The organism is Halopseudomonas xiamenensis (assembly GCF_014219065.1).
GTDB lineage: Bacteria > Pseudomonadota > Gammaproteobacteria > Pseudomonadales > Pseudomonadaceae > Halopseudomonas > Halopseudomonas xiamenensis.
Map to the genome: position 1 here is coordinate 142393 of NZ_JACLGO010000009.1, position 26442 is coordinate 168834.

At 59.3% G+C, this 26442-nt stretch carries 27 protein-coding genes; 13 read left to right on the top strand and 14 right to left on the bottom strand.

Going from position 1 to position 26442, the window contains the following annotated elements:
• Positions 1-33: 33 nt before the first annotated feature.
• The 8 genes from H6X51_RS08405 to H6X51_RS08440 form a co-directional block, all read right to left on the bottom strand.
• Positions 34-366 carry a Rieske (2Fe-2S) protein gene (locus H6X51_RS08405; RefSeq protein WP_185267097.1) on the bottom strand — a complete coding sequence of 111 codons (333 nt, stop codon included), beginning with the start codon at positions 364-366 and terminating at the stop codon, positions 34-36.
• A gap of 12 nt (positions 367-378) precedes the next feature.
• Positions 379-918, bottom strand: a complete 540-nt coding sequence (locus H6X51_RS08410; protein ID WP_185267098.1) for a nuclear transport factor 2 family protein — start codon at positions 916-918, stop codon at positions 379-381.
• Entirely contained in the window at positions 915-1697 is a 783-nt protein-coding gene (locus H6X51_RS08415; protein ID WP_185267099.1) for an SDR family NAD(P)-dependent oxidoreductase, read from the bottom strand. The genes H6X51_RS08410 and H6X51_RS08415 overlap by 4 nt, the downstream gene beginning before the upstream one ends.
• Positions 1698-1742: 45 nt before the next feature.
• The gene (locus tag H6X51_RS08420; protein ID WP_185267100.1) at positions 1743-2234 is read right to left on the bottom strand and encodes a nuclear transport factor 2 family protein; all 492 of its coding nucleotides are present in this window, start codon (positions 2232-2234) and stop codon (positions 1743-1745) included.
• A 50-nt stretch (positions 2235-2284) separates the two neighbouring features.
• Positions 2285-3670 carry a DUF1329 domain-containing protein gene (locus tag H6X51_RS08425; RefSeq protein WP_185267101.1) on the bottom strand — a complete coding sequence of 462 codons (1386 nt, stop codon included), beginning with the start codon at positions 3668-3670 and terminating at the stop codon, positions 2285-2287.
• A gap of 70 nt (positions 3671-3740) precedes the next feature.
• On the bottom strand, positions 3741-4250 hold the full coding sequence (locus H6X51_RS08430; protein ID WP_185267102.1) for a nuclear transport factor 2 family protein: 510 nt from the start codon (positions 4248-4250) through the stop codon (positions 3741-3743).
• 19 nt (positions 4251-4269) lie between these two features.
• Positions 4270-5946, bottom strand: coding sequence for a DUF1302 domain-containing protein (locus H6X51_RS08435; protein ID WP_185267103.1), 1677 nt, complete (start codon positions 5944-5946; stop codon positions 4270-4272).
• Between the two features lie 150 nt (positions 5947-6096).
• The gene (locus H6X51_RS08440) at positions 6097-6900 is read right to left on the bottom strand and encodes an SDR family oxidoreductase (protein WP_185267104.1); all 804 of its coding nucleotides are present in this window, start codon (positions 6898-6900) and stop codon (positions 6097-6099) included.
• A gap of 101 nt (positions 6901-7001) precedes the next feature.
• On the opposite strand from H6X51_RS08440, the gene H6X51_RS08445 reads away from it, so the two are divergent.
• Positions 7002-7244: a hypothetical protein gene (locus tag H6X51_RS08445; protein WP_185267105.1), complete on the top strand. Its 243-nt coding sequence runs from the start codon at positions 7002-7004 to the stop codon at positions 7242-7244.
• Positions 7245-7364: 120 nt separating this feature from the next.
• Here the strand turns inward: H6X51_RS08445 and H6X51_RS08450 are convergent, their stop codons facing one another.
• Positions 7365-8273 (bottom strand): LysR family transcriptional regulator, encoded by a 909-nt coding sequence (locus H6X51_RS08450; RefSeq protein ID WP_185267106.1) that lies wholly within the window; start codon positions 8271-8273, stop codon positions 7365-7367.
• Between the two features lie 125 nt (positions 8274-8398).
• Between H6X51_RS08450 and H6X51_RS08455 the strand changes: the two genes are divergently transcribed.
• From H6X51_RS08455 to H6X51_RS08480, 6 genes are all read left to right on the top strand, one after another.
• Complete coding sequence (locus tag H6X51_RS08455) at positions 8399-9907, top strand: CoA-acylating methylmalonate-semialdehyde dehydrogenase (RefSeq protein ID WP_185267107.1); 1509 nt, start codon at positions 8399-8401, stop codon at positions 9905-9907.
• A gap of 53 nt (positions 9908-9960) precedes the next feature.
• A complete protein-coding gene (locus H6X51_RS08460; protein WP_185267108.1) occupies positions 9961-10734 on the top strand; it encodes an enoyl-CoA hydratase in 774 nt (257 codons plus the stop codon).
• A gap of 49 nt (positions 10735-10783) precedes the next feature.
• Positions 10784-11677, top strand: coding sequence for a 3-hydroxyisobutyrate dehydrogenase (gene mmsB, locus H6X51_RS08465; RefSeq protein ID WP_185267109.1), 894 nt, complete (start codon positions 10784-10786; stop codon positions 11675-11677).
• A complete protein-coding gene (locus H6X51_RS08470; RefSeq protein ID WP_185267110.1) occupies positions 11674-12738 on the top strand; it encodes an enoyl-CoA hydratase/isomerase family protein in 1065 nt (354 codons plus the stop codon). The genes mmsB and H6X51_RS08470 overlap by 4 nt, the downstream gene beginning before the upstream one ends.
• A gap of 14 nt (positions 12739-12752) precedes the next feature.
• Positions 12753-13904, top strand: coding sequence for an acyl-CoA dehydrogenase family protein (locus tag H6X51_RS08475; protein ID WP_185267111.1), 1152 nt, complete (start codon positions 12753-12755; stop codon positions 13902-13904).
• Between the two features lie 160 nt (positions 13905-14064).
• Positions 14065-14238, top strand: a complete 174-nt coding sequence (locus H6X51_RS08480; RefSeq protein ID WP_185267112.1) for a hypothetical protein — start codon at positions 14065-14067, stop codon at positions 14236-14238.
• 10 nt (positions 14239-14248) lie between these two features.
• Here the strand turns inward: H6X51_RS08480 and H6X51_RS08485 are convergent, their stop codons facing one another.
• On the bottom strand, positions 14249-14911 hold the full coding sequence (locus H6X51_RS08485; RefSeq protein WP_185267113.1) for a glutathione S-transferase: 663 nt from the start codon (positions 14909-14911) through the stop codon (positions 14249-14251).
• A gap of 249 nt (positions 14912-15160) precedes the next feature.
• Here H6X51_RS08485 and H6X51_RS08490 point away from each other — a divergent pair, with 249 nt between their 5' ends.
• Both H6X51_RS08490 and vapC read left to right on the top strand, forming a co-directional pair.
• Positions 15161-15355 (top strand): type II toxin-antitoxin system VapB family antitoxin, encoded by a 195-nt coding sequence (locus tag H6X51_RS08490; protein ID WP_061334038.1) that lies wholly within the window; start codon positions 15161-15163, stop codon positions 15353-15355.
• Positions 15352-15753, top strand: a complete 402-nt coding sequence (gene vapC / locus H6X51_RS08495; RefSeq protein ID WP_185267114.1) for a type II toxin-antitoxin system VapC family toxin — start codon at positions 15352-15354, stop codon at positions 15751-15753. Before H6X51_RS08490 ends, vapC begins: the two co-directional genes overlap by 4 nt.
• 55 nt (positions 15754-15808) lie before the next feature.
• On the opposite strand, the gene H6X51_RS08500 is transcribed toward vapC, so the two are convergent.
• The 4 genes from H6X51_RS08500 to H6X51_RS08515 form a co-directional block, all read right to left on the bottom strand.
• Positions 15809-16201 (bottom strand): hypothetical protein, encoded by a 393-nt coding sequence (locus H6X51_RS08500; RefSeq protein WP_185267115.1) that lies wholly within the window; start codon positions 16199-16201, stop codon positions 15809-15811.
• A 538-nt stretch (positions 16202-16739) separates the two neighbouring features.
• Complete coding sequence (locus H6X51_RS08505) at positions 16740-18176, bottom strand: hypothetical protein (protein ID WP_185267116.1); 1437 nt, start codon at positions 18174-18176, stop codon at positions 16740-16742.
• A gap of 489 nt (positions 18177-18665) precedes the next feature.
• Positions 18666-19298 (bottom strand): response regulator transcription factor, encoded by a 633-nt coding sequence (locus tag H6X51_RS08510; protein ID WP_185267125.1) that lies wholly within the window; start codon positions 19296-19298, stop codon positions 18666-18668.
• Between the two features lie 8 nt (positions 19299-19306).
• Positions 19307-20779, bottom strand: coding sequence for a PAS domain S-box protein (locus tag H6X51_RS08515; RefSeq protein ID WP_328795640.1), 1473 nt, complete (start codon positions 20777-20779; stop codon positions 19307-19309).
• Between the two features lie 158 nt (positions 20780-20937).
• Here H6X51_RS08515 and H6X51_RS08520 point away from each other — a divergent pair, with 158 nt between their 5' ends.
• The 4 genes from H6X51_RS08520 to H6X51_RS08535 all read left to right on the top strand — a co-directional run bounded on the left by H6X51_RS08520 (position 20938) and on the right by H6X51_RS08535 (position 26283).
• A complete protein-coding gene (locus H6X51_RS08520) occupies positions 20938-22566 on the top strand; it encodes an acyl-CoA synthetase (RefSeq protein ID WP_185267117.1) in 1629 nt (542 codons plus the stop codon).
• Positions 22567-22727: 161 nt separating this feature from the next.
• Entirely contained in the window at positions 22728-24104 is a 1377-nt protein-coding gene (locus tag H6X51_RS08525; RefSeq protein WP_185267118.1) for a solute carrier family 23 protein, read from the top strand.
• Positions 24101-25363, top strand: a complete 1263-nt coding sequence (locus H6X51_RS08530; protein ID WP_328795641.1) for an OprD family porin — start codon at positions 24101-24103, stop codon at positions 25361-25363. The genes H6X51_RS08525 and H6X51_RS08530 overlap by 4 nt, the downstream gene beginning before the upstream one ends.
• 53 nt (positions 25364-25416) lie before the next feature.
• Positions 25417-26283, top strand: coding sequence for an MBL fold metallo-hydrolase (locus H6X51_RS08535; RefSeq protein ID WP_185267119.1), 867 nt, complete (start codon positions 25417-25419; stop codon positions 26281-26283).
• Positions 26284-26442 lie beyond the last annotated feature (159 nt).

Here is a 26442-nt window from a genome sequence, read left to right on the forward strand (position 1 = left end):
CAATCAAATTAGACTGTTTTTATACAAGTCAAATCAGGCATCGGCTGTAGCAGCTGCCGACTTCCCTACATGAATCTCGTCACCAACCAGCTTGATATCAAAGGTACGCAACGGCACCTTGCCCAGCGGGCCTCGGCCGCAGCCGCTACGCAGGTCGAACAGCACCCCATGCAACGGGCAGGCGATCATGCCGTTGCGAATGCGGCCACCCTCCAGCGCCGAGTTCTGGTGGGTGCAACGGTTTTCCACGGCAAGGTATTCGCCCTTGACGTTGCACACCAGCACACTCACCCCCTCAATCTCCACTGCCCTCGACTGGCCGGGTTCCAGATCACCGGCGTTCATTACATGATGGAAGTTATCCATGGGGCTTTCCTCTTACCTCTTGTTGTAAAAGCGGTAGGCAATGTCCTCGGTCGAGGACTTGCCGTTTACCGCAGCAGCAGCAATACCCGACTGGTAATCCGCCAGCGTATTCTGCGCATGTAGCCAGTCAATGACAAACAGTCGGCTGGCGAACAGCCAGCGGCCATTGTCCCGGATGTAGGTATCCAGATAGCGCCCGCCGGCCAGTTGATCCTGCAGGCTGCCATCTTCCAGCACATTGACCGTGGTACCAATTACATAACTCTGTCCTGTGGCTATATCGCCCTGGATCTCGAACAGTTCGTTGGAGGCAAAATGGTGGGCGATCCGAACCGCCGGGTTATCCAGGGCGATCAGCTCGCAGAACTGCCTGGCGCTGCCCTTGAACAGGCCGAAATCGATGCTGCCCGACTCGCTCCACAGTGATGTCAGCAAGGCTTGATCCCTGCGATCCACTCCCATGCAATAGCGCACATTGAGTTCATGCAGTTGTTGCTTGTCCAGCAGCGTTGCCAGTTCCGCCAACAGCGTCTCCGAGGTGGGCATATTCATGCTCCTTCTCCAGCCGGGTAGGGCTTGGCCAGCACACCACCATCCACATACATCTGATGGCCTGTCATGAAGCTGGCTTCATCGCTGGCCAGGAACAGCACGGCGCTGGCAATTTCCGACACTTCGGCGATACGCCCCAACGGCTGCATGCCGGCATAGATTTGTTCCAGCGCCGCCGGATCTGCCGCGCTGTCCAGATACTGCTGTACCAGTGGCGTACGGGTGGCCGCCGGATGTACGGAGTTAACCCGGATGTTGTAACCCTTCTCGCCACAATGCAGCGCTACTGTCTTGGTCACCGCATCCATGGCCGCCTTGGCTGCACCATAGGCCACGAACAGCGGGCCGGGGCGGATGCTTTCCACGCTGGAAATATTGATGATGGAGCCCTTGCCCAACTTCTTCATGCTGTCCAGAACACTCTGACAACCGAGCATGGTACCCAGTCCATGAACATTCATGTGCTGATGCCAGGCCGCCTCATCCACAGCCTCGATGTGTGCGGGAAAGGAAATGCCGGCACTGTGCACCATGATCTCCACCGGCCCCAGATGCTGCTCCGCCCAGGCCACCGCATCACGCCAGTCGGCCAGACGGGCCACATCCAGATGCAGATAGTGACAGTCGCCCGGCAGGCTCTGCACCACCCTGCGGCCGGCCTCATCGTTGATATCGGTTGCCAGCACCCGTGCACCCTGCTCGGCAAACAACCGTACAATACCTTCACCAATACCCGACGCAGCACCAGTAATCAGCGCGACCTTGTTGTGCAATCTCATGTTCTTCGCCCGCCTTGTTCTTGTGTTTATAGTCAGCGTCCTGACTCAGCCATCCACTCCACGCCTAGCCAGATGCAAGCTCGGCTGTTGCGCCAGGAAGCTGTCCGCTGCTGCATCGGTACGCGCCCAGTCGACGATTTCCTTGCGCTGGATAATGGCCCAGCGCCCATCCCGGCACTGGTACTGATCCTGATAACGACCTGCGACGAACAAGTCCTTTTTCTCACCGTCCTCGGTGATCCGGTGCTGGGCAAGGAAATAGACCTCCCCCTGCGCCGTATCGCCGCTCACTTCAATATCCACCTGCCCGATCAGATGCTGACTGCCATCGCAGTCACCCAGAAACCCCTGTGCGAATCCGACAAACTCAGCCGCCGGCCCGGCGAACAGTCCGCAGTCAACCCAGGCATCCTCATGGAAAGCCGACATCTGCAGCTCGGGTAGCAGACGATCCTGCCCACGCATATAACGATTGATGGCCTGACGAATACCCCGCTCGGCCACCAACTGCTCCAGTACTGATTCCGAGATGGTCATGGCTCCTCCCTCTCCGGCACAGCCGACCGAGGTCGGCTATGCCTCTGTGATCAGCGAACGCCGCCACTGGCCAGGCTGGAGGACTGGTAGAAACGCGGCGGGTGAGCCTTGTCCGCCGGCGTGACCACCATCATGTTGCCACTGGCCGGGGTGTAGGCCTGACGTACATACCCACCACTGGCCAGGTCATGCACCACGAACTCATGGGTGTTATGACCATGGGTTTCGTAGAAGGGGTAGTAATGGGTACGGGTCACCCGGTAGATCTTGCCGGCATCGTCATAGTTGTCGGCCATGCCCACCGCCGGAATATCCTCATCCCAGTAGAAGGTACGACGCGGATAGACGTGACGCATGCCATCTTTCAGAGTCGCCTCGACGACCCAGACGCGGTGCAGTTCCCAGCGCACACAATCCGGATTCATGTGATTCGGGGTAAACACCTGGCTGGTGGAGCACTGCTCGTTGTCGTGCAGCTTGAAAGTGTTGTAGGGAATGAACATTTCCTGACGACCGACCAGCTCGAAGTTGTAGCGATCCTGGGCACCGTAGAACACCTGGGTATCGTCGGTGGTGCCAATGCCGCCGCCAGCTGGGCTGGGGGTGTCATAGGCCACGTCCGGTGACAGCTTCACCCGACGCTGGCCAGGAAGATAGGACCAGGCGCGGCGACCGACGTTGAGCATATCCACGTTGTCGTGGATTACCAGCTTCTCCCCGGCCTTACGCGCCGGCCCGGTCCAGTCGATACGCCCGTACTCGAGCATTTCTTCCTTGCTGATCGGTGTGGTGCGGCTCGGCTCATAGTGCGGGAAAGTCTGCCAGTACTCGAACGCACCGGTTTCAATCACGCGCCCACGGGAGTCAACCATGGTCGAGGTCTGTGCTGGCGATTCATAAGCGTACTGGTCATATTTCAGGGTACGGTTCCACATCACCTCCGAACCATTCTTCGGAATCGGGAAGGGCACACCGCCATAGCACTCACCAGCCAGTTGCAGGCGGTTTTCTGCCAGCTCACAGGTCTGGGCGTTTTTCAGCGTGTTATCCAGTACGTACTGTGGATAGCTGGCAGTTCGATGGGTCGGGTAAACATCCAGTCGGAAAGTAGGATATTGCCGGAGCATTTCCTTGGTCCCCGCCGACAGTTGATCTGCATACTCAGCCATGTTCTGCGCGGTAATACTGAACAGCGGTTTTTCATCAGCAAACGGGTCGGGACGCTTGCCCGGTCGCGCTGGATCATAATTGGCTGGCGGCTTGGCCGGGCCGGTATAGGCCGGAATGGTACCCGCCTCGTTACCTGCCTGGATTGCTCCCCAGATGGTCAGGTCATTGCCCAAGCGGGCAATCTCATCAGCATTCAAGGCCGCCATTACGCCCTGGCTCAACCCCAGAGCACCTACCACTACCGCACATGTCATTTTCAGTTTCATAGATCATTTACCTGTAATTGTTGTTCTTAACGTGTTACTGATCTGGCGCAAGGACCCGGTACCCGAAGCGTCATTCAAAATCCGGAATATCGTGGATCGGCGGAACCAGGTAAGGCTCGGAGAAGTGCTTGATTTTCCAACCCTTCTCGGTTCGGACACACTGGAACTGGTGCTTGGCATACACCAGAATATCGCTGCCGCCTCTGGCCACTCCCACGGCATGGACATAGCTCTGGCATTCTGCTTCATCACCCTCCAGGCGGTTGATCCTGAAGTTGGTGCTGTAATGCGCATTACACTCCGTACCGGCCAACACACTGATAAAGAACTCACGGATATTCTGACGCCCGGTTACCACCGGCAGCCCCAGACCGGACAGATCCAGTACAGCGTCATCGACGAAGCAATCAACGATGGCATCCACATCCTGCCCTTCATCGATATGAATGCAGTAAGAACTGATCAGATCCTGCAATGCCAAACGGTCTTCGATCTTCTGGATTCTGGCTTCAAGGTTTGACATCCGATTACTCCCCAAATCAACTTGGCAGAGGCCGATGATGCCGAGCACGACCGGCATCATCAGCTGCTTGCCCGGTTCAGAACGCGGTCTTGAAGGTCAGCGACAACCAGCCACGGTCATGCAGGATACCGCTGCCACTGGTGCCTTCCCATACAACATCCTCAACCCCAGGAGTACCTGCAAAGGGGTTAGGACCTTTGGTGTATTCGCCGAAGTAGTCGTTGTATGCCAGGTCAACGTTGTACTTGGCATGGATATCCAGGCCTACGCCCACGCTCCAGGCGCCGCCATTCTGGGCAGTGCCCAAGGGTGTCGGCGAGTTGCCACTGATACCCTGGCCATAGTTGATCGGCGCCGTCATGTCGATACCGGGGAAGACCTGGTACCAGGTCGGCACGAAGGACACCTGGAAGCCAAGCGCATCATCGGTAGCGCAGCCACCCTTTCTGCCGGCGGCGCAGTTGCCATAGCGGCTGCTCTTGTGATTGAAGAACTGACGAGTCGAGGACTTGACGCTATCCAGCTTGTTGTAGGTCAGCTCAGCGGTGAGGGCGGCAGAATCGAACAACGAAGTCTGGCCGATAAAGGCAACAATGTTGACCAGGCCGTGCCAGGTATCACCGATCGCCAGACCGGCCCCATTACTGGCCAATGCAGTACCTTCCCGGCGGGAGACTTCCGCCCCCAGCGAGATGGCACCTACCAGACGCGAGTAACTGATACCGTAGAGCTTCACATCCTCGGCATAGGCGTTGTACATGTAGGAGCCGTCCGGCGCCATGGTCATCATCGGGTTGCGATCATCGAACTCGCGATAGTACAGACCAACGGTGCCATCCAGCAGATCCGAACGGATATGGGTATTGATACCCCAACTACCACGGTCATCCGGCTTCTTGCCAAACCCATGATCACGATCGCCGACAACCGGCAGCCCCAGATAATTGGTACCACCGAGGAAGCTCAGGTCAGCACCACCCAGATAGGTGCCGCCTTCAGGCATACGGTGAGGATCCCATTCCAGGTAATAATTGGCCGCCACCGAGATGTTGTCGGTCAACTGCGCCGAGGCAGAAACCTGGGTCTGCGGCAGGAACAGCTCCTTGGCTTCCACTCCGGGAGTGGAGGTAGCCTTGCGGATATCCAGCGGTCCCTGACCATAGGCAATACCGTTACCAAAGGTGAATAGTGACTCCCCCCAATACACGTTATGCCGACCGGCCCGGATATTCACCGGCACATCACCCAGATCCAGCCGGGTAAACACAAAGGCATCGAGAATCTCGCCAGAACGCTTGTACCAACGCTCCACCTTGCCGGTAAAACGATTATTCGGATAGGCAGTACCGAGCCCGGCAGCCTGATAGGCTGGATTCCCCTCGACCTTGTCATCATAGGCAAAGTCGTTCCACGCAGCTGCGGATACACGGAAGCCGTGATCCATCTTGTACACCATATCGAATTCACTGAGCAGGTCGACCCGATTGGTCACCACATCACCGCGATCCCAACCATGGTTGGTGGCCTGTGATTGCCAGTTGTCACCCAGCCGATCATCCCGGCCCTCCATCCGCCAGCCGATGTTGTACTTCACGGTGTTATCCCAACGCATCCGGATATCGGGGTTGCCGGTTTCGATGCTGAATGCCATCGCCTGCCAACTGCTGGCTGCAAGGCCAGCAGCCATGACCCCGGCAGCCAGACGGGTAAGAGTGATTCTGTTAAGGCGATTATTGTTCTTGTTTACGCTCATTGTATGCTCCAGAGGGTTACTTGAGCCTGTAGCGGCTCACATAAAAACCGATTAGATCGTTTTTATTATTGCCAATAGATAGCAGAAAATATGCTCGCCCGTACATCTATTTAGACAAACCTTTCCTGCGGGGTAAGTCTCCTTTTCATGTCAGCCTTGCGCTTGTGCCGCACGCTCAACCGCTGCATTGATTTCACTTTGCAGCGGATTGGAACGCAGCGTCAGACCACCGTTGACCTGCAGATTCTGCCCAGTCATGAAACACTCGTCGCTGGCCAGCCATACCGCTGCCGCAGCGATGTCATCGGAAGTACCGATACGTCCCAGCGGATACCCTTTGAGAAACGCATCGAACAGGCCCGGAACCTGGCTGGCCTCAGCCGTCATGGGTGTATCCGTGAGGCCCGGAGAGATGCTATTGGCACGAATACCCCGCTCACCGAACTCATTGGCCACGCAGCGCACCACATGATCGGTACCCGCCTTGGTGCCCATATAGGCAGCGTGGTTCTCGAACATGATAAAGGCCGTCGCAGAGCTGATCTGGATGATGGAGCCGCCCTGCTGCATGGCATTCACCGCCGCCTGCATGAACATGAACGGCCCCTTGAATTGCAGGTCTTGCATGCGATTCAATTCATCTTCGGTGGTTTCCAGGAAAGGCTTCAGCAGCCCCCAGCCGGTCGCATTCACGGCAATATCAACCTTGCCGTAGCGCTCAATCGTCGCGGCAAACAGTTCATTCACCTGCTGCCTGTTAGTGATGTCACACAGCGCCCACGAACCTTCGATAGTGGCGGCAAAACGTTCAAGTTCGCCCGCATGCCGTCCAGCCACCAGCACCCGGGCACCGGCATCAGCCATATAACGCGCAATGACCTGGCCCATATTGTTGTGGCCAGCAGCGCCCAACACCACTGCCACCTTGCCCTTCAGGGCTTTGCTTGCGGTCATTTCATATACTCCAGGTAGCTTGCAAGGATAGCCAGGCAAAGACGTTCGTCGGCAAGGGGCCGAGACGCTCGCCAGGACTGACCGGATGAGGAGTGAGCGGTGTGATGCCGCCATTGTGGACAGGAACAGTGGCTGCAGCGGTGCTCGCCACTTCAACTCTCCACGCCTGGGCATGCGCTGCAGAGATGGCAATCAACGCAGTAGCCAGGGCCATTGATAGCAATACTGGACCATTCCGCACGGATCTATTCCTTCTTTCTCATTCTTATTTTGCCAGTCAAATTAAAAACCGACTGGAAGGTTTTTATTTAAATTACATGCTGTTTCATCAAATGACAATATGACTTTGCAAGAAACTTCGCAGCATTCTGTCCAAGTGTTGGCTTACGCCGCGTGCTAGAGCTATCCACGAATAGCTGTGCGATTTTGCACAACCATTGTGCAGAACACATCCAAGGAGTTTCTCACGGAGCCGGCATCACCAACTGCCCCATCAACCTCCCCCGCTCCCTTTCCGCCCTCTCCCGCAGAAAATCCCAGGTCACCCGCATCCGCGCAATATCCTTGAGTTCGATGGGCATCAACATCCAGAAGGTGCGGATAAAGCGAATCTGCGCCGGCATGATCAATTGCAGCCGCAGGTCCTGATCGGCGGTGAAGGCCGGCAGGATGCCCAGTCCGGCGCCAGCGGCGATCGCCTCCTGCTGGGCCAGCACACTGGTGCTGCGCACACCGACCGCACCGGAGCCAGCGATTTCGTCGAGGAACAGCAGGTCCTTGCTGAACACCAGATCATCCACATAACTGACAAACCGGTGTTTTTCCAGATCGTTGCGCGTGTTGATCGGGCCGTGCTGCTGCAGGTAGTCCTTACCGGCATACAGGCGCAGCACGTAATCGGTCAGCTTGGTGATGATGAAGGGGCCGCGCTCCGGGCGCTCCAGGGTGATGACGATGTCCGCCTCATGCCGCGACAGGCGCACCGCCCGGGGCAGCGCCAGCAGGTCCAGGTGCAGGTGCGGGTGGCGGTGGCTGAGTTCGCTCAACTGCCCGGCCACGAGCATGGTGCCGTAGCCTTCGGTGGCGCCGATGCGCACCTGGCCGGACAGGGTTTCCCCAGGGTTGGGCAGCGCCTGCTCGATGCGTACGCTGGCGCCCTCCATCAGTTCCACCTGCGGCAGCAGGCTGCGCCCTGCTTCGGTCAGGGTGTAGCCACTGGTATCGCGGATGAACAGTGCCACGCCGAGGCTTTTCTCCAGTGCCTGCAACCGGCGCGATACCGTGGTGTGATCCACGCCGAGGCGCCGCGCGGCGGTGGTCAGACGACCCGCCCGGCTCAATTCGAGGAAGAACCGCAGGTTATCCCAATCCATACCGCCACCCTGTGCATAAATGCAGACCCAACTTGCGAATGAGCCAATTGTTTATGGGAAAAACGCACTGCTACTATCCATGACATCTCCCACGACGACAAGGGCGGCTTGCCCAGAGGCGACTAATGAGCAATAACAATATTCCCACCGTCAAACTGCTGATCAACGGCGAATTCGTCGAGTCGAAGACCGATCAGTGGCGCGACGTGATCAACCCGGCGACCCAGGAAGTGCTGGCCCGTGTGCCCTTCGCTACCCAGGACGAAATCAACGCTGCGGTGGCCAGTGCCAAGGAAGCCTTCAAGACCTGGCGCAAGACGCCGATCGGCGCCCGCGCGCGGATCTTCCTCAAGTACCAGCAGTTGATCCGGGAAAACATCAAGGAACTGGCCGCCATCCTCACCGCCGAGCAGGGCAAGACCCTGGCCGATGCCGAGGGCGACGTGTTCCGTGGTCTGGAAGTGGTCGAGCATGCCTCTGCCGTGGGCAACCTGCAACTGGGCGAACTGGCCAACAACGTCGCCGGCGGCGTGGATACCTACACCCTGCTCCAGCCGCTGGGCGTCTGTGCCGGCATCACCCCGTTCAACTTCCCGGCGATGATCCCGCTGTGGATGTTCCCCATGGCCATCGCCACCGGCAACACCTTCGTGCTCAAGCCCTCCGAGCAGGACCCGATGGTGACCATGCGCCTGGTGGAATTGGCGCTGGAAGCCGGCATCCCGGCCGGCGTGCTGAACGTCATCCATGGCGGCGTCGATGCGGTGAATGCGGTCTGTGACCACCCGGACATCAAGGCGGTGTCCTTCGTCGGCTCGACCCATGTCGGCACCCACGTGTACAACCGCGCCAGCCAGAATGGCAAGCGCGTGCAGTGCATGATGGGCGCGAAGAACCACGCCATCGTCATGCCCGACGCCAACAAGGAACAGACCCTGAATAACCTGGTCGGCGCCGCCTTCGGTGCCGCTGGCCAGCGCTGCATGGCGCTGCCGGTGATCATCCTGGTCGGTGAATCACGCAACTGGCTGCCGGAACTGGCGCGCAAGGCCGAAGGCCTGAAGGTCAGCGCTGGTGTCGAGCCGGGTACCGACGTCGGCCCAGTGATCTCCACCTCCGCCCTGGAGCGCATCAACGGCCTGATCCAGAAAGGCATCGACGAAGGCGCCGAGCTGGTGCTGGACGGCCGCAACCCGACCGTGCCCGGCTATGCCGATGGCAACTTCGTCGGCCCGACCATTCTTGCCGGGGTCAAGCCGGGCATGACCGTCTACGATCAGGAAATCTTCGGGCCGGTGCTGTGCGTGATGCAGGCCGACAACCTGGATGAGGCGATCGACATCATCAATGCCAACCCGAATGGCAACGGCACCGCCATCTTCACCCGTTCCGGTGGCATCGCGCGGCGCTTCCAGGAAGATATCGACGTCGGCCAGGTCGGTATCAACGTGCCGATCCCGGTGCCGGTACCGCTGTTCTCCTTCAGCGGCTCGCGTGGCTCCAAGCTGGGCGATCTGGGCCCATACGGCAAGCAGGTGATCCTGTTCTACACCCAGACCAAGACCATCACCGCGCGCTGGTTCGATGACGACGAGCAGGCCGCCGCGGTCAACACCACCATCACCCTGAAGTAACTCTTTACAGGCCGGCCAATGATTGGGCCGGCCTCTTTTGTTGGAGTAGCGACATGAGTTTTGAAACCATCCTGATCGAGACCCGCGAGCGCGTCGGCCTGATCACCCTGAACCGCCCCCAGGCGCTGAATGCGCTGAACACCCAGGTGCTCGACGAGCTGAACCAGGCACTGGACCAGTTCGAGAACGACCCACAGATCGGCTGCGTGGTGCTGACCGGCTCCAGCAAGGCCTTCGCTGCCGGTGCCGACATCAAGCAGATGGTCGATCTGCAGTACCCAGGCGTGTTCATGGACGACTTCTTCTCCCCCGCCGACCGCATCGCCAACCGCCGCAAGCCGCTGATCGCCGCGGTTGCCGGCTATGCCCTGGGTGGCGGCTGCGAGCTGGCGATGATCTGCGACTTCATCTACGCCGCCGACAATGCCCGCTTCGGCCAGCCTGAAATCAACCTCGGCGTACTGCCCGGCATCGGCGGCACCCAGCGCCTGACCCGCGCCCTGGGCAAGGCCAAGGCGATGGAGATGTGCCTGACCGGCCGCCAGATGGATGCCGAGGAAGCCGAACGCGCCGGCCTGGTGGCACGCATCATCCCGGTCGATCAACTGCTGGAGGAAACCCTGAAGACCGCCCAGGTGATCGCCGAGAAATCCCTGCCCAGCGTGATGATGACCAAGGAATGCGTCAACCGCGTGTTCGAGACCAGCCTCAGCGAAGGCGTGCGTTTCGAGCGCCGGGTATTCCATTCGATCTTTGCCACCGCCGACCAGACCGAAGGCATGCAGGCGTTCGTCGAGAAGCGCAAACCCAACTTCAAGCACAACTGAGCCAACGCCGCATGAGCGGCGGGCCGACAACAATAACGAGGTAGCTCACATGAAAATCGGATTTCTTGGCCTGGGCAACATGGGCGGGCCGATGGCCCACAATCTCATCAAGGCCGGCCACCAACTGACGGTATTCGACCTGTCCCAGGCGGCCGTGGCCAGCCTGGTGGAAGCCGGCGCCAGCGCCGCCCCCAGCATTGCCGCGCTGGCCGGCAGTGATGTGGAAATGATCATCACCATGCTGCCCGCCGCCCAGCATGTGAAGGGCGTCTACCTGGGCGAAGAAGGCCTGCTGGCCCATGTCGCGCCCCAGGTACGCCTGATCGACAGTTCGACCATCGATCCCCTGAGCGCCCGTGAAGTGGCCGCTGCCGCCGCGGCAAAGGGCAACCGCATGCTCGACGCACCGGTCTCCGGCGGCACCGGCGGTGCCAGCGCCGGCACCCTGACCTTCATGGTCGGCGGTGACCAGGCCGACTTCGACATCGCCCTGCCGATCCTGCAGGCCATGGGCAAGAACATCGTGCACTGCGGCCCCAGTGGCAATGGCCAGGTGGCCAAGGTGGCCAACAACATGCTGCTGGGCATCTCCATGATCGGCGTGGCCGAGGCCATGAACCTGGGCGTGTCCCTGGGCATGGACCCCAAGGTGCTGGCTGGCATCATCAATACCTCCAGCGGTCGCTGCTGGAGTTCGGACACCTACAACCCCTACCCCCAAGTGCTGGAAAACGCCCCGGCTTCCCGCGGCTACACCGGCGGTTTCGGTACCGATCTGATGCTCAAGGACCTGGGCCTGGCCACCGAAGCCGCCAAGCAGGCGCGCCAGCCGGTGGTACTGGGCGCCGCTGCGCAACAGCTGTACCAGACCTTCAGCAGCCAGGGTAATGGCGGGCTGGATTTCTCCGCCATCATCAAGCTGTACAACGGAGCGATCGAATGACCGAGCAGACTGTACTGGTCGAGGTCCGCAACGGCGTCGGCCACCTGACCCTGAACCGGCCATCCGGGCTCAACGCCCTGAACCTGGACATGGTCCGCCAGTTGCGCCGGCAGCTGGATGCCTGGCAGGACGATACCGAGGTGCGCGTGGTAGCGCTGCGTGCCAATGGCGAGAAGGCCTTCTGCGCCGGTGGCGACATCCGCGGGCTGTACGACAGCTACCTGGCCGGCGATGGCATGTACATGACCTTCTTCGAGGAGGAGTACGCGCTGGACCAGTTGATCCACGCCTACCCCAAGCCGGTACTGGCGCTGATGGACGGCTTCGTGCTCGGCGGCGGTATGGGTCTGGCCCAGGCCGCGTCGCACCGGGTGGTAACCGAACGGGTGAAGATGGGCATGCCGGAAACCGGCATCGGCTACTTCCCGGATGTCGGCGGCAGCTACTTCCTGCCCCGCCTGGACGGCGCCATCGGCCAGTACCTGGGCGTGACCGGCTCGCATATCCGCGCCGCCGACGCCCTGTATTGCGGCCTGGCTGACCATTGTCTGAGCAGCGACGTGCTTGCCGAACTGGACCAGGCACTCAACAACCAGACCTGGTCCGACGACCCGGCCAGCGACTTGGACCAACTGCTGCGCAAACGCGCCTCGCAGAAGATCCCCGGCTCGGAGATCAAGGCCCTGCGCTCGGCCATCGACCATCACTTCAGCCAGCCGGACATGCCGCGCATCCGCGCCTCGCTGGCCGCCGAGGACTGCCCCGCCTACCAGGACTGGGCACAGCACACCCTGGCCGCGATCGACAGCAAGTCACCGCTGGCGATGTGCGTCACCCTGGAGCTGCTGCGTCAGGGCCGCGAGCTGAGCCTGGCCGACTGCTTCGCCCTGGAGCTGCATCTCGACCGCCAGTGGTTCGCCGAAGGCGACATCATGGAAGGAGTGCGCGCACTGATTATCGACAAGGACAAGAACCCACGCTGGAACCCGCCAAGCCTGGCCGAGGTGACGCCCGGCCGGGTCGCGGAATTCTTCGCCGGCTTTGCGCCAGGCCAGGCCTGACAAGGAGAGAGCACATGCACGATATCGAGCTCAATGAAGACCAGCGCATGATCCGCGACATGGCCCGCCAGTTCGCCCAGAGCGAACTGGCCCCCAGGGCCGCCGAGTGGGACCAGGCCGGCTGGATCGACGACGCCGTGGTACGCCAGATGGGTGAACTCGGCCTGCTGGGCATGGTGGTACCCGAGGAATGGGGCGGCAGCTACGTCGACTACGTGGCCTACGCCCTGGCGGTGGAGGAAATCGCCGCCGGCTGCAGCGCCACCGGCGCCATGATGAGCATTCACAACTCGGTGGGCTGCGGCCCGCTACTGAAGTTCGGCAACGCCGAGCAGCAGGAAGCCTGGCTTCCCGACCTGGCAGCCGGGCGGGCCATCGGCTGCTTCTGCCTGACCGAGCCCCAGGCCGGCTCCGAGGCGCACAACCTGCGCACCCGGGCGGTACTGGAAAATGGCGAATGGGTGATCAACGGCGCCAAGCAGTTCGTCAGCAACGCCAAGCGTGCGCAACTGGCCATCGTCTTTGCCGTGACTGATCCGGAGCTGGGCAAGAAGGGCCTGTCGGCGTTCCTGGTACCCACCGACAACCCCGGCTTCAAGATCGAACGCATGGAGCACAAGATGGGCATCCGCGGCTCGGACACCTGCGCCGTGACCCTGGACAACTGCCGCATCCCCGAAGCCAACCTGCTCGGCCCACGCGGCAAAGGCCTGGCCATCGCCCTGTCCAACCTGGAAGGCGGCCGCATCGGCATCGCCGCCCAGGCCCTGGGCATCGCCCGCTCAGCCTTCGAAGCAGCACTGAGCTACGCCCGCGAGCGTACCCAGTTCGGCGTAGCGTTGACCGAGCACCAGAGCATCGCCAACATGCTGGCGGACATGCACACCCGCATCAACGCCACCCGGCTGCTGATCCTGCATGCCGCACGCCTGCGCAGCGAAGGCCTGCCGTGCCTGTCCGAGGCTTCCCAGGCCAAGCTGTTCGCCAGCGAAATGGCCGAGGACGTGTGCTCCAAGGCGGTACAGATCCATGGCGGCTACGGCTATCTGGAGGACTACCCGGTGGAGCGGCTGTATCGCGACGCACGGATCACCCAGATCTACGAGGGCACCAGCGAGATCCAGCGCCTGCTGATCGCCCGGGAGCTGAAGAACTACCCGTTGTAAGCACGAAAAATGGCCGGGCTCACCCCCGGCCATCAAAAAGAGATCAGGTGGATTGTTTTCCGCAGAAATCTCGACTAGCATCGATAGCAACAAAGTCAGCGGCTGATACATTCAGTCAGCGAAAGACAGAACAAGAACAATAGAGCAGGACCCTGATGCCATGCTGAAGCGCATTCTCAATGATGTAACCCTGGTTGTCTTCGCCAGCGCCGTACTGGTTACTCTGACCGTCAACGCCGTACAACGCCCTAGTGCAGCCCAGAGCAGCCAAGCACTCAGTGCCTACTGCCCCAGCCTGCAGTGCAACGCCATGAACCCAGGCCATTGGCTGTAGGGTTCTGACCTCAGAGGCTGTCTTGCGGAAACAGCACAGGTTCATCGCCTTCCTGCCAGGGCTTGAACTTGACCATGGCTTGCTGAAACAGAGGATGCCCCAACCAATGCCGCAGCCATCGCTGCAGGTGCGGATAAGGCAGACCGTAGAACACCTCCTGATCCACATGAACAAACTGGCGCACAAACGGCATGATACCGATATCCGCCATACTCACCTTGCTACCCAGCAGATACTCACCCTCAGCCAGTAAACCCTCCAGAAACTGCAGAAACACCTCACCCTGCTTCCGGTATTCCAACTGAGGCAGCTCTGGATACCGATCAGCGTATTTGTAGCGGTCCAGCCAGTATTTGAATTGCTGATCATTCTGGTCGATCAGCACGTTGGCCCGCACCGGATCGACACTCAACAGACCCTGCGGATCATGCTGCCGCAGCGCCCACTCCACGATCTCCCTGCTCTGCTCGATGACAATGCTGCCGGTGCCTTCGTTGGCGATCAGCTCCAGCACCGGCACAGTGCCCTTCGGGCTGATGACCAGCATCTGCGCCGGTTTGTCTTTCAGCACCACCTCCCGCAGCTCGACCTGCAAGCCGGCGAACAGGAGGCCGAGCCGGGCACGCATGGCGTAAGGGCAGCGGCGGAAGGAGTATAGGTGGGGTGGTGGCATGTACATCGGAACTCCCTGTGAATCAACTACTGTCCCTTAAATGATCCTACTCTTTAAATGTACCTGACCCCATTTTCTGCATTTTCTGTGTCACTTTTTGAGCAAGTCAATCGCAGCTAACGCCCGGCACATGGGCCGATTTGTAGCCGCGAAGCGGCGGGAGATCGGTCGCTGTGCAGCCGATTGTTATGTTCTTCCTGAAGAGCTAGAATGTGTACATATTCTGGAAACCATACACATAGGTGCACCATGAGAACAAACATTGTCATTGACGATCAGCTGATGGCCGAGGCCCTCAAAGCCTCCGGCTACGAAACCAAAAAAGAAGCCGTCGAGCAAGGCCTGAAACTTCTGGTTCAATTGAGCAAACAGCAGGAAATTCGAAAGCTGCGAGGAAAAATCAAGTGGGAAGGCGACCTGGATGAAATGCGGAGCGCCCGATGATACTGGTGGATACCAGCGTTTGGATCGACTATTTCAACGGAGTCAATAACCCACACACTGACTTGCTGGATGCCTCGATAGTCCAAGGGTCTGTTGCCATCGGGGACCTAATCTTTCTGGAAATCCTGCAAGGCATCCGGAACGACAAACAATATCGTCAGACCAAGCAAAGCCTGCTCGCGCTAAATCAATACGAGATGTTTGGCAAAGATATGGCGGTCAAATGCGCAGACAATTATCGCTCACTTCGCAAAAGGGGCATCACGATCAGAAAAACGGCCGACGTGATCATCGCGACATTCTGCATAGAAAAGGAGCTACCCCTGCTGTTTCTGGATCGCGATTTTTTCCCCTTTGTTGATCACCTGGGGCTTGAGTCTGCATTGCGAGAAACGTAACGCCTGAATTAAGCCGCGCCGCGAAGCGGCGTCGGCTTGAATGAATTGTTAGCCGTTATTGCGGGATACCTGCACGCTTGCAATCTTCGGCCTCAGTACGCTTCCAAGTTTGGTAATTCTGTTCATCTTTTGCTTGAAGGTACGCCGCGCTTACCAGCCCTGCTTGAACACAAATCTGCATCGCGTCACCTTGTCGTTTGGCGATGTTGTATTGATTCACAGAGTCCGCAGCAACTTGATGCTCAGTTTTTGACATTTCAGATGCAACGTGATGGTCAAGCGGGCCACCGGCATACCACCAGATACCGATGCCAGCGAGTACCAAGGCACCAAGAACCTGTCCACCAGAAAGATGGTTTGCTTCCTTGTTGGGTTCTCCGCACTTGGGGCAGGCTGCCGCTTTCCGCGACATTTCTGTGCCACATGCTTTGCATTTCTTCAGGCTCATCGCTAACTCTCCTTAACGGTTAACGCCGCGCTTTGCGGCCACTTGGGAGTGCCAGCGGACAAGTGGTCCGAAAACAGCGCCTTGTTATGGCCCCCGAATTCATAGACTAGACCTTGGCTTGACTACTTTGAACTGGGGATAAAGCACTCCATCAGAATCAACAAATGCGCCCTGAGCCAAATCCTTTATTTCAGGAAAGCTCATGGAACCCTTGCACACATCATTTGGTATTACGGATATCACTGGTATCGAGGCCACAACCGTAAACGGCAGGTCATAGAAAATACTCTCCACAGCGCTGACCGCACAGTGAAAGGCACTCTGATAGTCCGCACACTCCGCCGATGTAGAACTCACCAACTCGAAATCGTATTGCATAAAGCTGCCCTTTGATATTGTCATTCGCAACTGTATCAACGGAAACATTATTTTTCTGGTCTATTTTTCGGCACTGGTCTTACCTACATAACGCCGCGCTCTGCGGCAATTTTGGAGCGCAGCGGAAAAATTGTCCGGCAGCAGCGCTTTGTTATGCCATCTATTGTTCTGAAATGTATTCATGCTCTCGTCCCCTCTCTGGGATTCTAGGAAACACTACGCGTCCCGTCGTTGTGGCAATTGCTTTTCTGCATTCTCTAGCATAAGCGGCATCTGAATGGTTTGATAAGTATCGTACGACGGCGAATAGGTCTGGCGTGAAGAGCAAAGCGGTTGAACTGGTCTGCGCCGCTGTTTTACATTTATCAGTGAAGGGGTCTTCTCTATCTTCAATGGGAAGCAATCTGTAAGGGTTTCCAAATAGAACGCCCTTGGCTGGCGATTTCACCTCTTCACGCTCAAGATCTTCGTGGATGTTTAAAGCAAGCTGCCTTAACTTAGTAACATTGATTGCTTTATTGTCTTTTCCTTCTGCTTCACCAATCAGCCGGCCTTCCTTGGACTCAAAGACAGCATCAAACTCAGATTTGTCATCTTCATAGCTGTCAGCCTTAAACCCAAGAATCTTTAAAGCATCAATGATGGCAGACTCGAGGGGCTTTCCTGTTTCATACAATAATGCACGGAGCTTTCCAGCATCTCTCAGATTAGTCATTAAACTGTTTTTTTTGGATTGCAGATCTTCGATCTTTTCCTCGACCTTTGAGAGGCTCGCAATCAATTTTGATTCTTTATCAAGACTGTACACATTTGCAGTTGCCCAGTCTGGCTCTGGTGTTAACTCAGCATCATTTCTTAAAGAAGAATTAATTGACGAAAAGCACTTCACTATACGAGCGGAAAACTGCTCGGCCTTATCGGTCCAACGTTCTTCAACGCCGTCTTCAAGTTCTACTTCTTCATAGAATGATTGATCATAAAAATTGAGGTCCGGTAACAAAATCATCGCCCCGTTCCTGGAGCCTGATTTAAATATAGCACCAACAACCTTATCGCCATGCTTTGTTAACAAAGAGGCAGGGGTATCATCGTCTAAAACCACCTTGTATTCTGACAATGGCCCAAATTCTGCCCAATAAGATGCAATTAGCTCTGATTTTTGGGGGGCTAGCTTGATAGCCTTTCCTTTTCGACTTACCGGACGCAGATCGGCAGGTATACACTGGTAGTTGTCGTACTCTGTAACTATTCTAGTGGTTTGCCGATTCCTTCCTGTCCCAGAGTATGTCTTATCTCCCGTAGCAATATACATCTGCTCCAATTCTGGAAGAAAAATGACCACACACTTACCTGCCTCGACATTATCCTTGATCTCTCTTCTCCAGTGCTCACAACGCTCTTTTAGTCTGAAGGATTTACTATCAGATAGGGATGGTTTCCCTTTATATGTGTCGGAGTAGTCCATAAAGCTGTAGATGCTTGGTCTAAACAGGATGATATCCCAATCCAAGAGAGACTGTTCCGAGTCAAAATCACAGTACTCAACATCCGACGAAGCAATTTGAAACCCGACTGAAATTATTTTCTTTTTAGCCATAATTAACTCGAAACTTTATAGGGCATAACAGTGATTAGACCGCACGCGGTACTAATACATAACAGTTTGTTCGATATAACCCCGCTAGCACGGTGTCACACCACCCAAAAAAAACATTAAAAATCAACAAATTACCTCCACCACCACGACCCGCCCCGTATTCGCTTGCCTGCATCTTTTCGTGACTACATTACTACTGCCCATCCCACCAGGCACGCTACCGCCCGCCCCTTCACAGCCAGACACGGCCAGGGGATATCTTCAACATTGTGGGGAAATGCCAGCTGTCCCTGCCCGCATGGCGAGAATAGCCGCACTCCCTTGCTGTCGCCCAACATAGTGCAAACAATGGCGCATGGCTACCCATCTGACCGGGAATGGCAACAGCGTTGTGCTCGGTTAAGGCTGAGAACCCACTGATACGCCAAGCCGCCTGAAGGGTGGATCCTCGGCTGAAAGCTGCCGAGGATGACGAGGGAGGGGCTGGAGTTACAGTTCCTGCAACCCAAACGGCTCCACCACCCCCACCCCAATCGCCATTCCCACCAACGCCGGCAGACTATCCGCCTGCATTCGCTTCATCACCCGTGACCGGTACAGGTCCACGGTCTTGACGCTGATGCCCAGTTGTTCGGCGATTTCCCGGTTGCTGTAGCCCTGGACCAGCGGCAGCAGTACGTCCCGTTCGCGGGGTGTGAGTTGGCTCAGGCGTTGCTGTACTTCTGCGGCTTGTGGGCCGTTGGTGGTGGGGCGTTGGTTGAGGCGCAGGGCGCGTTGGACGCTGTCGAGCAGCAGTTGTTCGTTGTAGGGTTTTTCGATGAAGTCCACGGCGCCGCCGCGGAAGGCGCGCACGACGATGGGCACGTCGGCGTGCGCGCTGACGAAGATGATCGGCAGTTGGCTGCCCCGCTCGCGCAGGGCATCCTGCACGGCGAGGCCGCCCATGCCGGGCATGCGGATGTCCAGCAGGACGCAGGCGGTCAGTGTTTCGCTGTAGTTGTCGAGGAAGGCCTGGCCGGAGGTGTAGGGGATGGCCTGCAGGCCGACCGACTCCAGCAGCCATACGGTGGAGTCGAGCATGCCCTGGTCGTCGTCCACCACGTATACCCGCTGCTGTTGCATGTCCATATTCAGTTCTCCGCTGTTTGTTCTTGTAGGTCAGGCAGGGCCGGTAGCCAGCCGTGCAGGCAGAGCCCGCCCTGCTCGGCGGGGCTGGCCTGCAGCCCGCCGCCGAAACTTTCGATGATGCTCTGGCTCATGGATAGCCCCAGCCCCAGCCCGTCCGGCTTGCTGGTGTAGAAGGGGGTGAACAGGCTATCCAGTTGTTCGGGGCTGACGCCGGCGCCCTGGTCGATCACCCGCAGGTGTACCAGGCGTTGCTCGGCATCCAGCCGCAGGTGAATCTGCGATGCGCGGTCCGGGTGCAGATCGCGGTTGGCTTCGATGGCGTTGCGCAGCAGGTTGAGCAACACCTGTTGCAACAGCACCGGGTCGACGTGTACGTCGGGCAGCTGCGGCGGGATCTGCTGGATGATGTCCACCTGCTGCTGCGCCGCTTCCCAGGCGCATAGTTGCACAGCGTCTTCCACCAGTTGCGCCGGGCTGACCCGCTGGGCCTTGCGCGGGCCCTTACGCAGGAAGGCGCGCATGCGCTTGATCACCTCGGCGGCGTGCTGGGCATGGCCGGCGATGCGTTCCAGCCCCTGGGTCAGGCGCTGACCGGCCTCGCCTTGCGGTTGCAGGGCGGTGAGGTAGCGCTGGCTGGCACTGGCGTAGTTGACGATGGCGGCCAGCGGTTGGTTGATTTCATGGGCGATGCCTGAGGCCAGCTCGCCCAGGGCTGCCAGCCGCGTGGCGTGGGTCAGCTCATCCTGCAGCCGGCGGCTGCGCTCTTCGCTGCGCACCCGTTCTGTGATGTCCCGGGACACGCTGATGTATTCCACCACGTTGCCGGTATAAGTCTCGCGGATGGCCCGGCTGGCCGTTTCGAACCACAGGTAGTGGCCGTCCCGGTGGCGGATGCGGTAGCTGACCGTGAGATAGCCGTCCTGCTCCAGCGCTTTGGCATAGCGCTGCATGAGTTCGTCCTGCTCCTGCGGATGCAGCAATGCCTGGATGGCGGTACCACGCAGTTGCTCCGGCCAGTAGCCGAGCAGCGCCCAGGCGGCGGGCGAGGCATCGAGAAAGTCGCCGCCGGGGGTATGCCGGGAGATCAGGTCGGTGGTGTTTTCGATGATCAGCCGGTACAGGCGGCGGGCGACCTGGGCCTGCTGGTAGGTCTGCAGGCTGTCGGTGGCATCCCGGGCGCGGCCCAGTACATGGTCTGCGTCCAGCGGGAACAGGGTCCACAGCCACTGCCGCTGGTCAGGCGTCTGTACCCGCACCTCGTCAATCGCCCGCTGCTGTTCCAGGGCAGCCTTGACCAGCTCTGTCCAGTTCTGCGGCAACAGGTCATCCGGCGCGTTGCCGGCGGCCAGCAGCGCATGCAGTGCCGGGTTCCAGTCGCAGAGCCGCCCGTTGGCATCCAGCACCACGGCCGGCTGGGGGTCCGCGTCCGGCAGCAGCCAGCGCGGGGCGGTATTGGTTTTGTTCTTGTATGGCACCCAATCACCATATGGTAGAAATACTATATTACCTTAGTAATACTTCCATTTATTCTGTAGCTGATCTATAAATAGCGCCAGCAAGCAAAGCAATGCGCCAAAGATAGTCGCATTCTTTCTACACAAGAGCTAATAAAACGCCATACAGGATACGAGTCATGTCCATCTTCCAGGAAGGCCTGCCGGCCACTGCCGTCAACCACACTGCCCTGTCTCCGCTGACCTTTATCGAGCGTTCAGCCAGCGTCTACCCCCACTACCCCGCCGTTGTGCATGGTGCCGTGCGCCGTACCTGGGCCGAGACCTACAGCCGCTGCCGCCGTCTGGCATCGGCACTCAGGAACCGGAACATCGGCAAGGGCGATACCGTGGCGGTGCTGCTGCCGAACATCCCCGAGATGCTCGAAGCCCACTTCGGTGTGCCCATGATCGGGGCGGTGCTCAATACCCTGAACGTGCGCCTCGACGCCGAGGCCATTGCCTTCATGCTGCAGCATGGCGAGGCCAGGGTGCTGATCGCTGACCGCGAGTTCCATGAGATTGTGCATGCCGCCGTGGGCATGCTCGATCATCCGCCGCTGGTGATTGATGTCAACGATCCCGAATATGGTGAAGGTCAGCCGACCAGTGCGCTGGATTATGAAGCCTTCCTCGCCGAGGGTGATCCCGAATTCGTCTGGCAGTTGCCCGACGATGAGTGGGATGCCATCAGCTTGAACTACACCTCGGGTACCACCGGCAACCCCAAGGGGGTGGTCTACCACCACCGCGGTGCCTTCCTCAATGCCATGGGCAACCAGATGACCTGGAACATGGGCCAGCACCCGGTCTACCTGTGGACCCTGCCGATGTTCCACTGCAACGGCTGGTGCTACCCTTGGACGGTCACCGCCATGGCTGGCGTGCATGTATGCCTGCGCCGGGTCGATCCGCAGAAGATCCTCAACCTGATCCACGATGAGCAGGTGACCCACATGTGCGGCGCGCCCATCGTGCTCAACGCGCTGGTCAACATGCCGCCGGAAGCCAAGGCCGCCATCGACCACCCGGTGCATGCCATGATCGCCGGCGCCGCCCCACCGGCCAGGGTAATAGGTGCGGTGGAGGAAATGGGCATAAAGCTGACTCATACCTACGGTCTGACCGAGGTCTATGGTCCAGTGACCGTCTGCGCCTGGCATCAGGAGTGGGATGCGTTGTCACTGGATGAGCGCGCCCGCATCAAGGCCCGCCAGGGCGTACGCTACCCGACCCTGGAAGGGGTCATGGTCGCGGACCCACAAACCCTGCAACCGGTCCCCCGGGATGGCGAGAGCATCGGCGAGATCTTCATGCGCGGCAACACCGTGATGAAAGGCTATCTGAAGAATCCGTCCGCCACTGCCGAGGCGTTTGCAGGCGGCTGGTTCCATACCGGCGATCTGGCTGTATGGCATGCGGACGGCTACGTCGAGATCAAGGATCGGCTCAAGGACATCATCATTTCCGGTGGCGAGAACATTTCCACCATCGAGGTCGAGGGGGTGCTCTACCGGCATCCGGCGGTGCTGGAAGCGGCAGTGGTGGCCAAGCCCGACGAGAAGTGGGGTGAAACGCCCTGCGCCTTCATCACCCTCAAGGCCGGGCAGCAGGCCAGCGAGGAAGAGGTGATCCGGTTCTGCCGCGAGCATCTGGCCGCGTTCAAGATTCCGAAGGAGGTTGTGTTCATAGACCTACCCAAGACCTCGACCGGCAAGATCCAGAAGTTCGTTCTGCGCGAGTGGGCCAGCCAGCGCCAGGTGTCCTGATCCGCATACGCAACAGGCCCTGCAGGCCACTGCAGGGCTCGCCGGTCTGCCGGATCGCCGGACCGCCGGCAGTATTTCCTGTTTCACAACAACAATAAGCCGTCGGCGATGGTCCGGGCGCTCATGCCCTGCGCCTGCTGTTCGGCGAAAAGGAGTATTACATGCAAGTCTACAAGCGCGCCCATGGCGCCGAGCAACCCTACTGGCCCTGCGGCCCGTTCAAGATTCGCCTGCCCTTCATCCACTACCGCTGGGAAACTGCAGAAATGCTCCAGGCGCTGATCATGTTCGTGGTCAGTCTCGGCATGATGCCGCTGCTGCAGACCTACCTGGGCCTGCCCTACGATGTGGCGCTGGCCTATGTGGTGGTCTGCGGTGTCGGTTTCATGCTGCCGGCGTTGCTCGGCGTACCCTTCGTACCCGGCTGGATCACCCCCGGCATTCCCGTGGTCTTGCTGTTTCTCGGTGATTTCGAGCCGGGGCCGGAGGCCATCCAGGCGCTGTTCGCCCTGCAGTTCCTGGTATTTCTGATCTTTCTGGTGCTCGGTATCACCCGGTTGGGCAGCACCCTGGTGCGACTGATCCCCAACTCGATGAAAGGCGGCATCATCATCGGCGCCGGTATCGCCGCGCTGATCGGTGAAATCGATGCGGGCGGGCGCCTGGCCAATACGCCGATATCGCTGGTGCTGGGCAGCCTGATCTGTCTGTACCTGATGTTCTCGGTGTCCTTCAAGGGGCTCACCGAGCGCGTGCCGCTGGCCCGCAAGGTGGTCAACTACGGCATGGTCCCCGGCATGCTGGTGGCCATCTTCATCGGTATCGCCACCGGCGAGTACGACATGCCCGATGTACGTTTCGGCATCACCGCTCCGGCCTTCGGCGAGATGTGGAACTATCTGCCGTTCACCGTTGGCTTCCCCGATGCCAGGGTGTTCATGCTGGCCATACCCACGGCGATCATCTCCTATGTGATTGCCTTCGGCGACATCATCGTTGGTCAATCATTGATGCAGCGCGCCGACGAGTTGCGCACCGACGAAGTGATCGAGAACAACATCGACCGCGTGCATCTGGTCACCGCCATCCGCAACGCCCTGCATGCCTTCTTCGCCCCCTACCCCGGCCTGGCCGGCCCGCTGTGGACCGCGGTGGCAGCGACCATGGCCGAGCGCTACAAGTATGGGCGCAAGGCCATGGACTCCATCTACAGCGGCGCGGGCACCTTCTGGATCAGCGGCTTCCTGGCGCTGTTCATGCTGCCGCTGGTGAGCTTCTTCCAGCCGGTACTGCCGATCGCCCTGTCGCTGACGCTGATCCTCACCGGTTATATCTGCCTGATGGTCGGTTTCGAGCAGTTGCAGAACAATACCGAGCGCGGCATCGCCGGCACCATGGGTGTGGTACTGGCGGTGTACGGCGCTGGCTGGGGGCTGGCTGCCGGCGCCGCACTGTACATCCTGGTCGAGCGCACCCACCTGCTGAAATTCCGCAGCGTCAGCGATGTGAAAAAACCGGAACAGGATGCCGCCCAATGATGAGAGCTACCAACATGCAACGGATCGGCATCAGTCTTGCCATGCTCGGCAGCGGCCTGTTCTCCCTACCGGCCAGTGCCGACTTCCTGGCCGACAGCGAGGCACAGATCAGCCTGCGCAACCTATACTTCAACCGCGACTTCCGTCAGCCCAACGCCCCCCAGAGCAAGGCCGATGAATGGGCCCAGGGTGTACGGGCGGAGTGGCGCTCCGGCTACACGGCAGGTCGTATCGGCCTGGGCCTGGATGCCATCGGCCTGCTCGGCATCAAGCTCGACTCCAGCCCCGACCGCAGCGGCACCGGCATCCTCAAGCGCGACACCAGCGAAGGCCGGGCGATGGATGAATACAGTGAGCTGGGGCTGACCGCCAGGCTGCGACTGGATGAGCATGTGCTGCGCATCGGCACCCTGCTACCCTCGATGCCCCTGGCCATGCACAATGACAGCCGCCTGCTGCCGCAGAGCTTTCGCGGTGCCTGGCTGCAGGCCAGGCCGGACGCCACGCTGGATCTCGACCTGGGGCGTTTCGACCGGGTCAACCTGCGCGACTCGTCAGACCATCAGCGCATGGCTCCGGTACAGGGTGGCGCGCGCAACGTGCGTATCACCAGCGGCCATCCCGACACCAACGCCTTCGACTTCGCCGGTGTGGGTTACCGTTTCTCTGAACGGACCCAGGCCAGCTGGCACTACGGTGAGCTGAAGGACATCTACCGGCAACACTATCTGACCCTGGGCCATGGCTGGCGGTTTCAAAACGGCCATCAGTTGAACATGGATCTGCGTTTTGCCGACTCCAGCGATGCCGGGCGCAGCAATATCGATAACCGCATGACCAGCCTGGGGCTCAGCTACCAGGCCGGCATGCACCGCCTCGGCACCAGCTACCAGCACATGGAAGGCGACACCGGCTTTGCCTACCTGAACGGCACCGATCCTTTCCTGGCCCATCTGGTACAGATCCAGGATTTTGCCAACCGCGACGAACGCAGCTGGCAACTGCGGCATGACTACTCCTTCGCCGACCTTGGCTTGCCTGGTCTGAAATTGATGAACCGCTATACCCACGGCCACAATATCGAACATGCCACCGGGCGCGGCAAGGAATGGGAGCGCAACACCGATGTGGTCTATGTGATCCAGACCGGTCCGCTGCGCAATTTCTCGTTGCACTGGCGCAACGCAACCTACCGCAGCAACTTCGCCAGTGACATGGACGAGAACCGGCTGATCATCGGCTACACCTTCAATCTGTAACCCCGTCCCGATACCGGCATTCGCGCCGGTATCGGGGCCACGGAGACTCCATCATGCGTACTTTTACCACTCTGGAAGGCAACAGCCAGCGCCTGGACGGCGGCGCCATGTTCGGCAACGCACCCAAGGCGCTCTGGTCACGCTGGGTCGAGACCGACGAGCAGAACCGCATCAAGCTGAGCTGCCGCGCCCTGCTGGTGCAGGAAGATGACCGCAACATCCTCATCGAAACCGGCATCGGCGCCTTCTTCTCGCCGCAATTGAAGGAGCGTTACGGCGTGGTTGAGCACAGCCATGTGCTGCTCGACAGTCTGGCGGCGGTCGGTCTGACCCATGAGGATATCGATGTAGTGGTGCTGACCCACCTGCATTTCGATCATGCCGGCGGATTGCTGAGCGCCTGGCAGGACGGGGAAGAACCCCAGCTGCTGTTTCCCAACGCCACCTTCGTGATTGGCGAACGCCATTGGGCCCGGGCCCGTCGGCCTCACCCACGGGATCAGGCTTCCTTCATTCCGCAGTTGATCGAATTGCTCACGGCCAGTGGCCGGGTGGAACTGATCCGCGATGGCCAGCGGTCGACCACCCTGGGCAAGGACTGGCGCTTCCGTTTCAGCGACGGTCACACACCGGGGCTGATGCTGCCCGAGTTCGACATGCCGGATGGCCCGGTGGTGTTTCCCGGTGATCTGATCCCCGGCTCACCCTGGCTGCACCTGCCGATCACCATGGGTTACGATCGCTTCCCGGAAACCCTGATCGAGGAAAAGGAAGCCCTGCTCAACGATATGGTCGCCAGCAATGGCCGGCTGGTGTTTACCCATGATGCACAGATCGCCGTGGCCCATGTGGAGCGTGATGAGAAAGGGCGTTTCGGTGCACGACAAGCGCAGGGCAATGTGCAGCGGATGGCGGTGTAGCGACGCAGGTGCCGCTCCGGGTTGTCGAGCCACTGCTCGACGACACAGTCCCCTGCCCGCTCGGAACCGGCGTAGCGCAGGCGAGACCGTGAAAGTATTTCCTCGCCTTCGCTCGCGAACCCAAAAGGCGGGATAGGAGGCTGTTATCTACTATTGCCC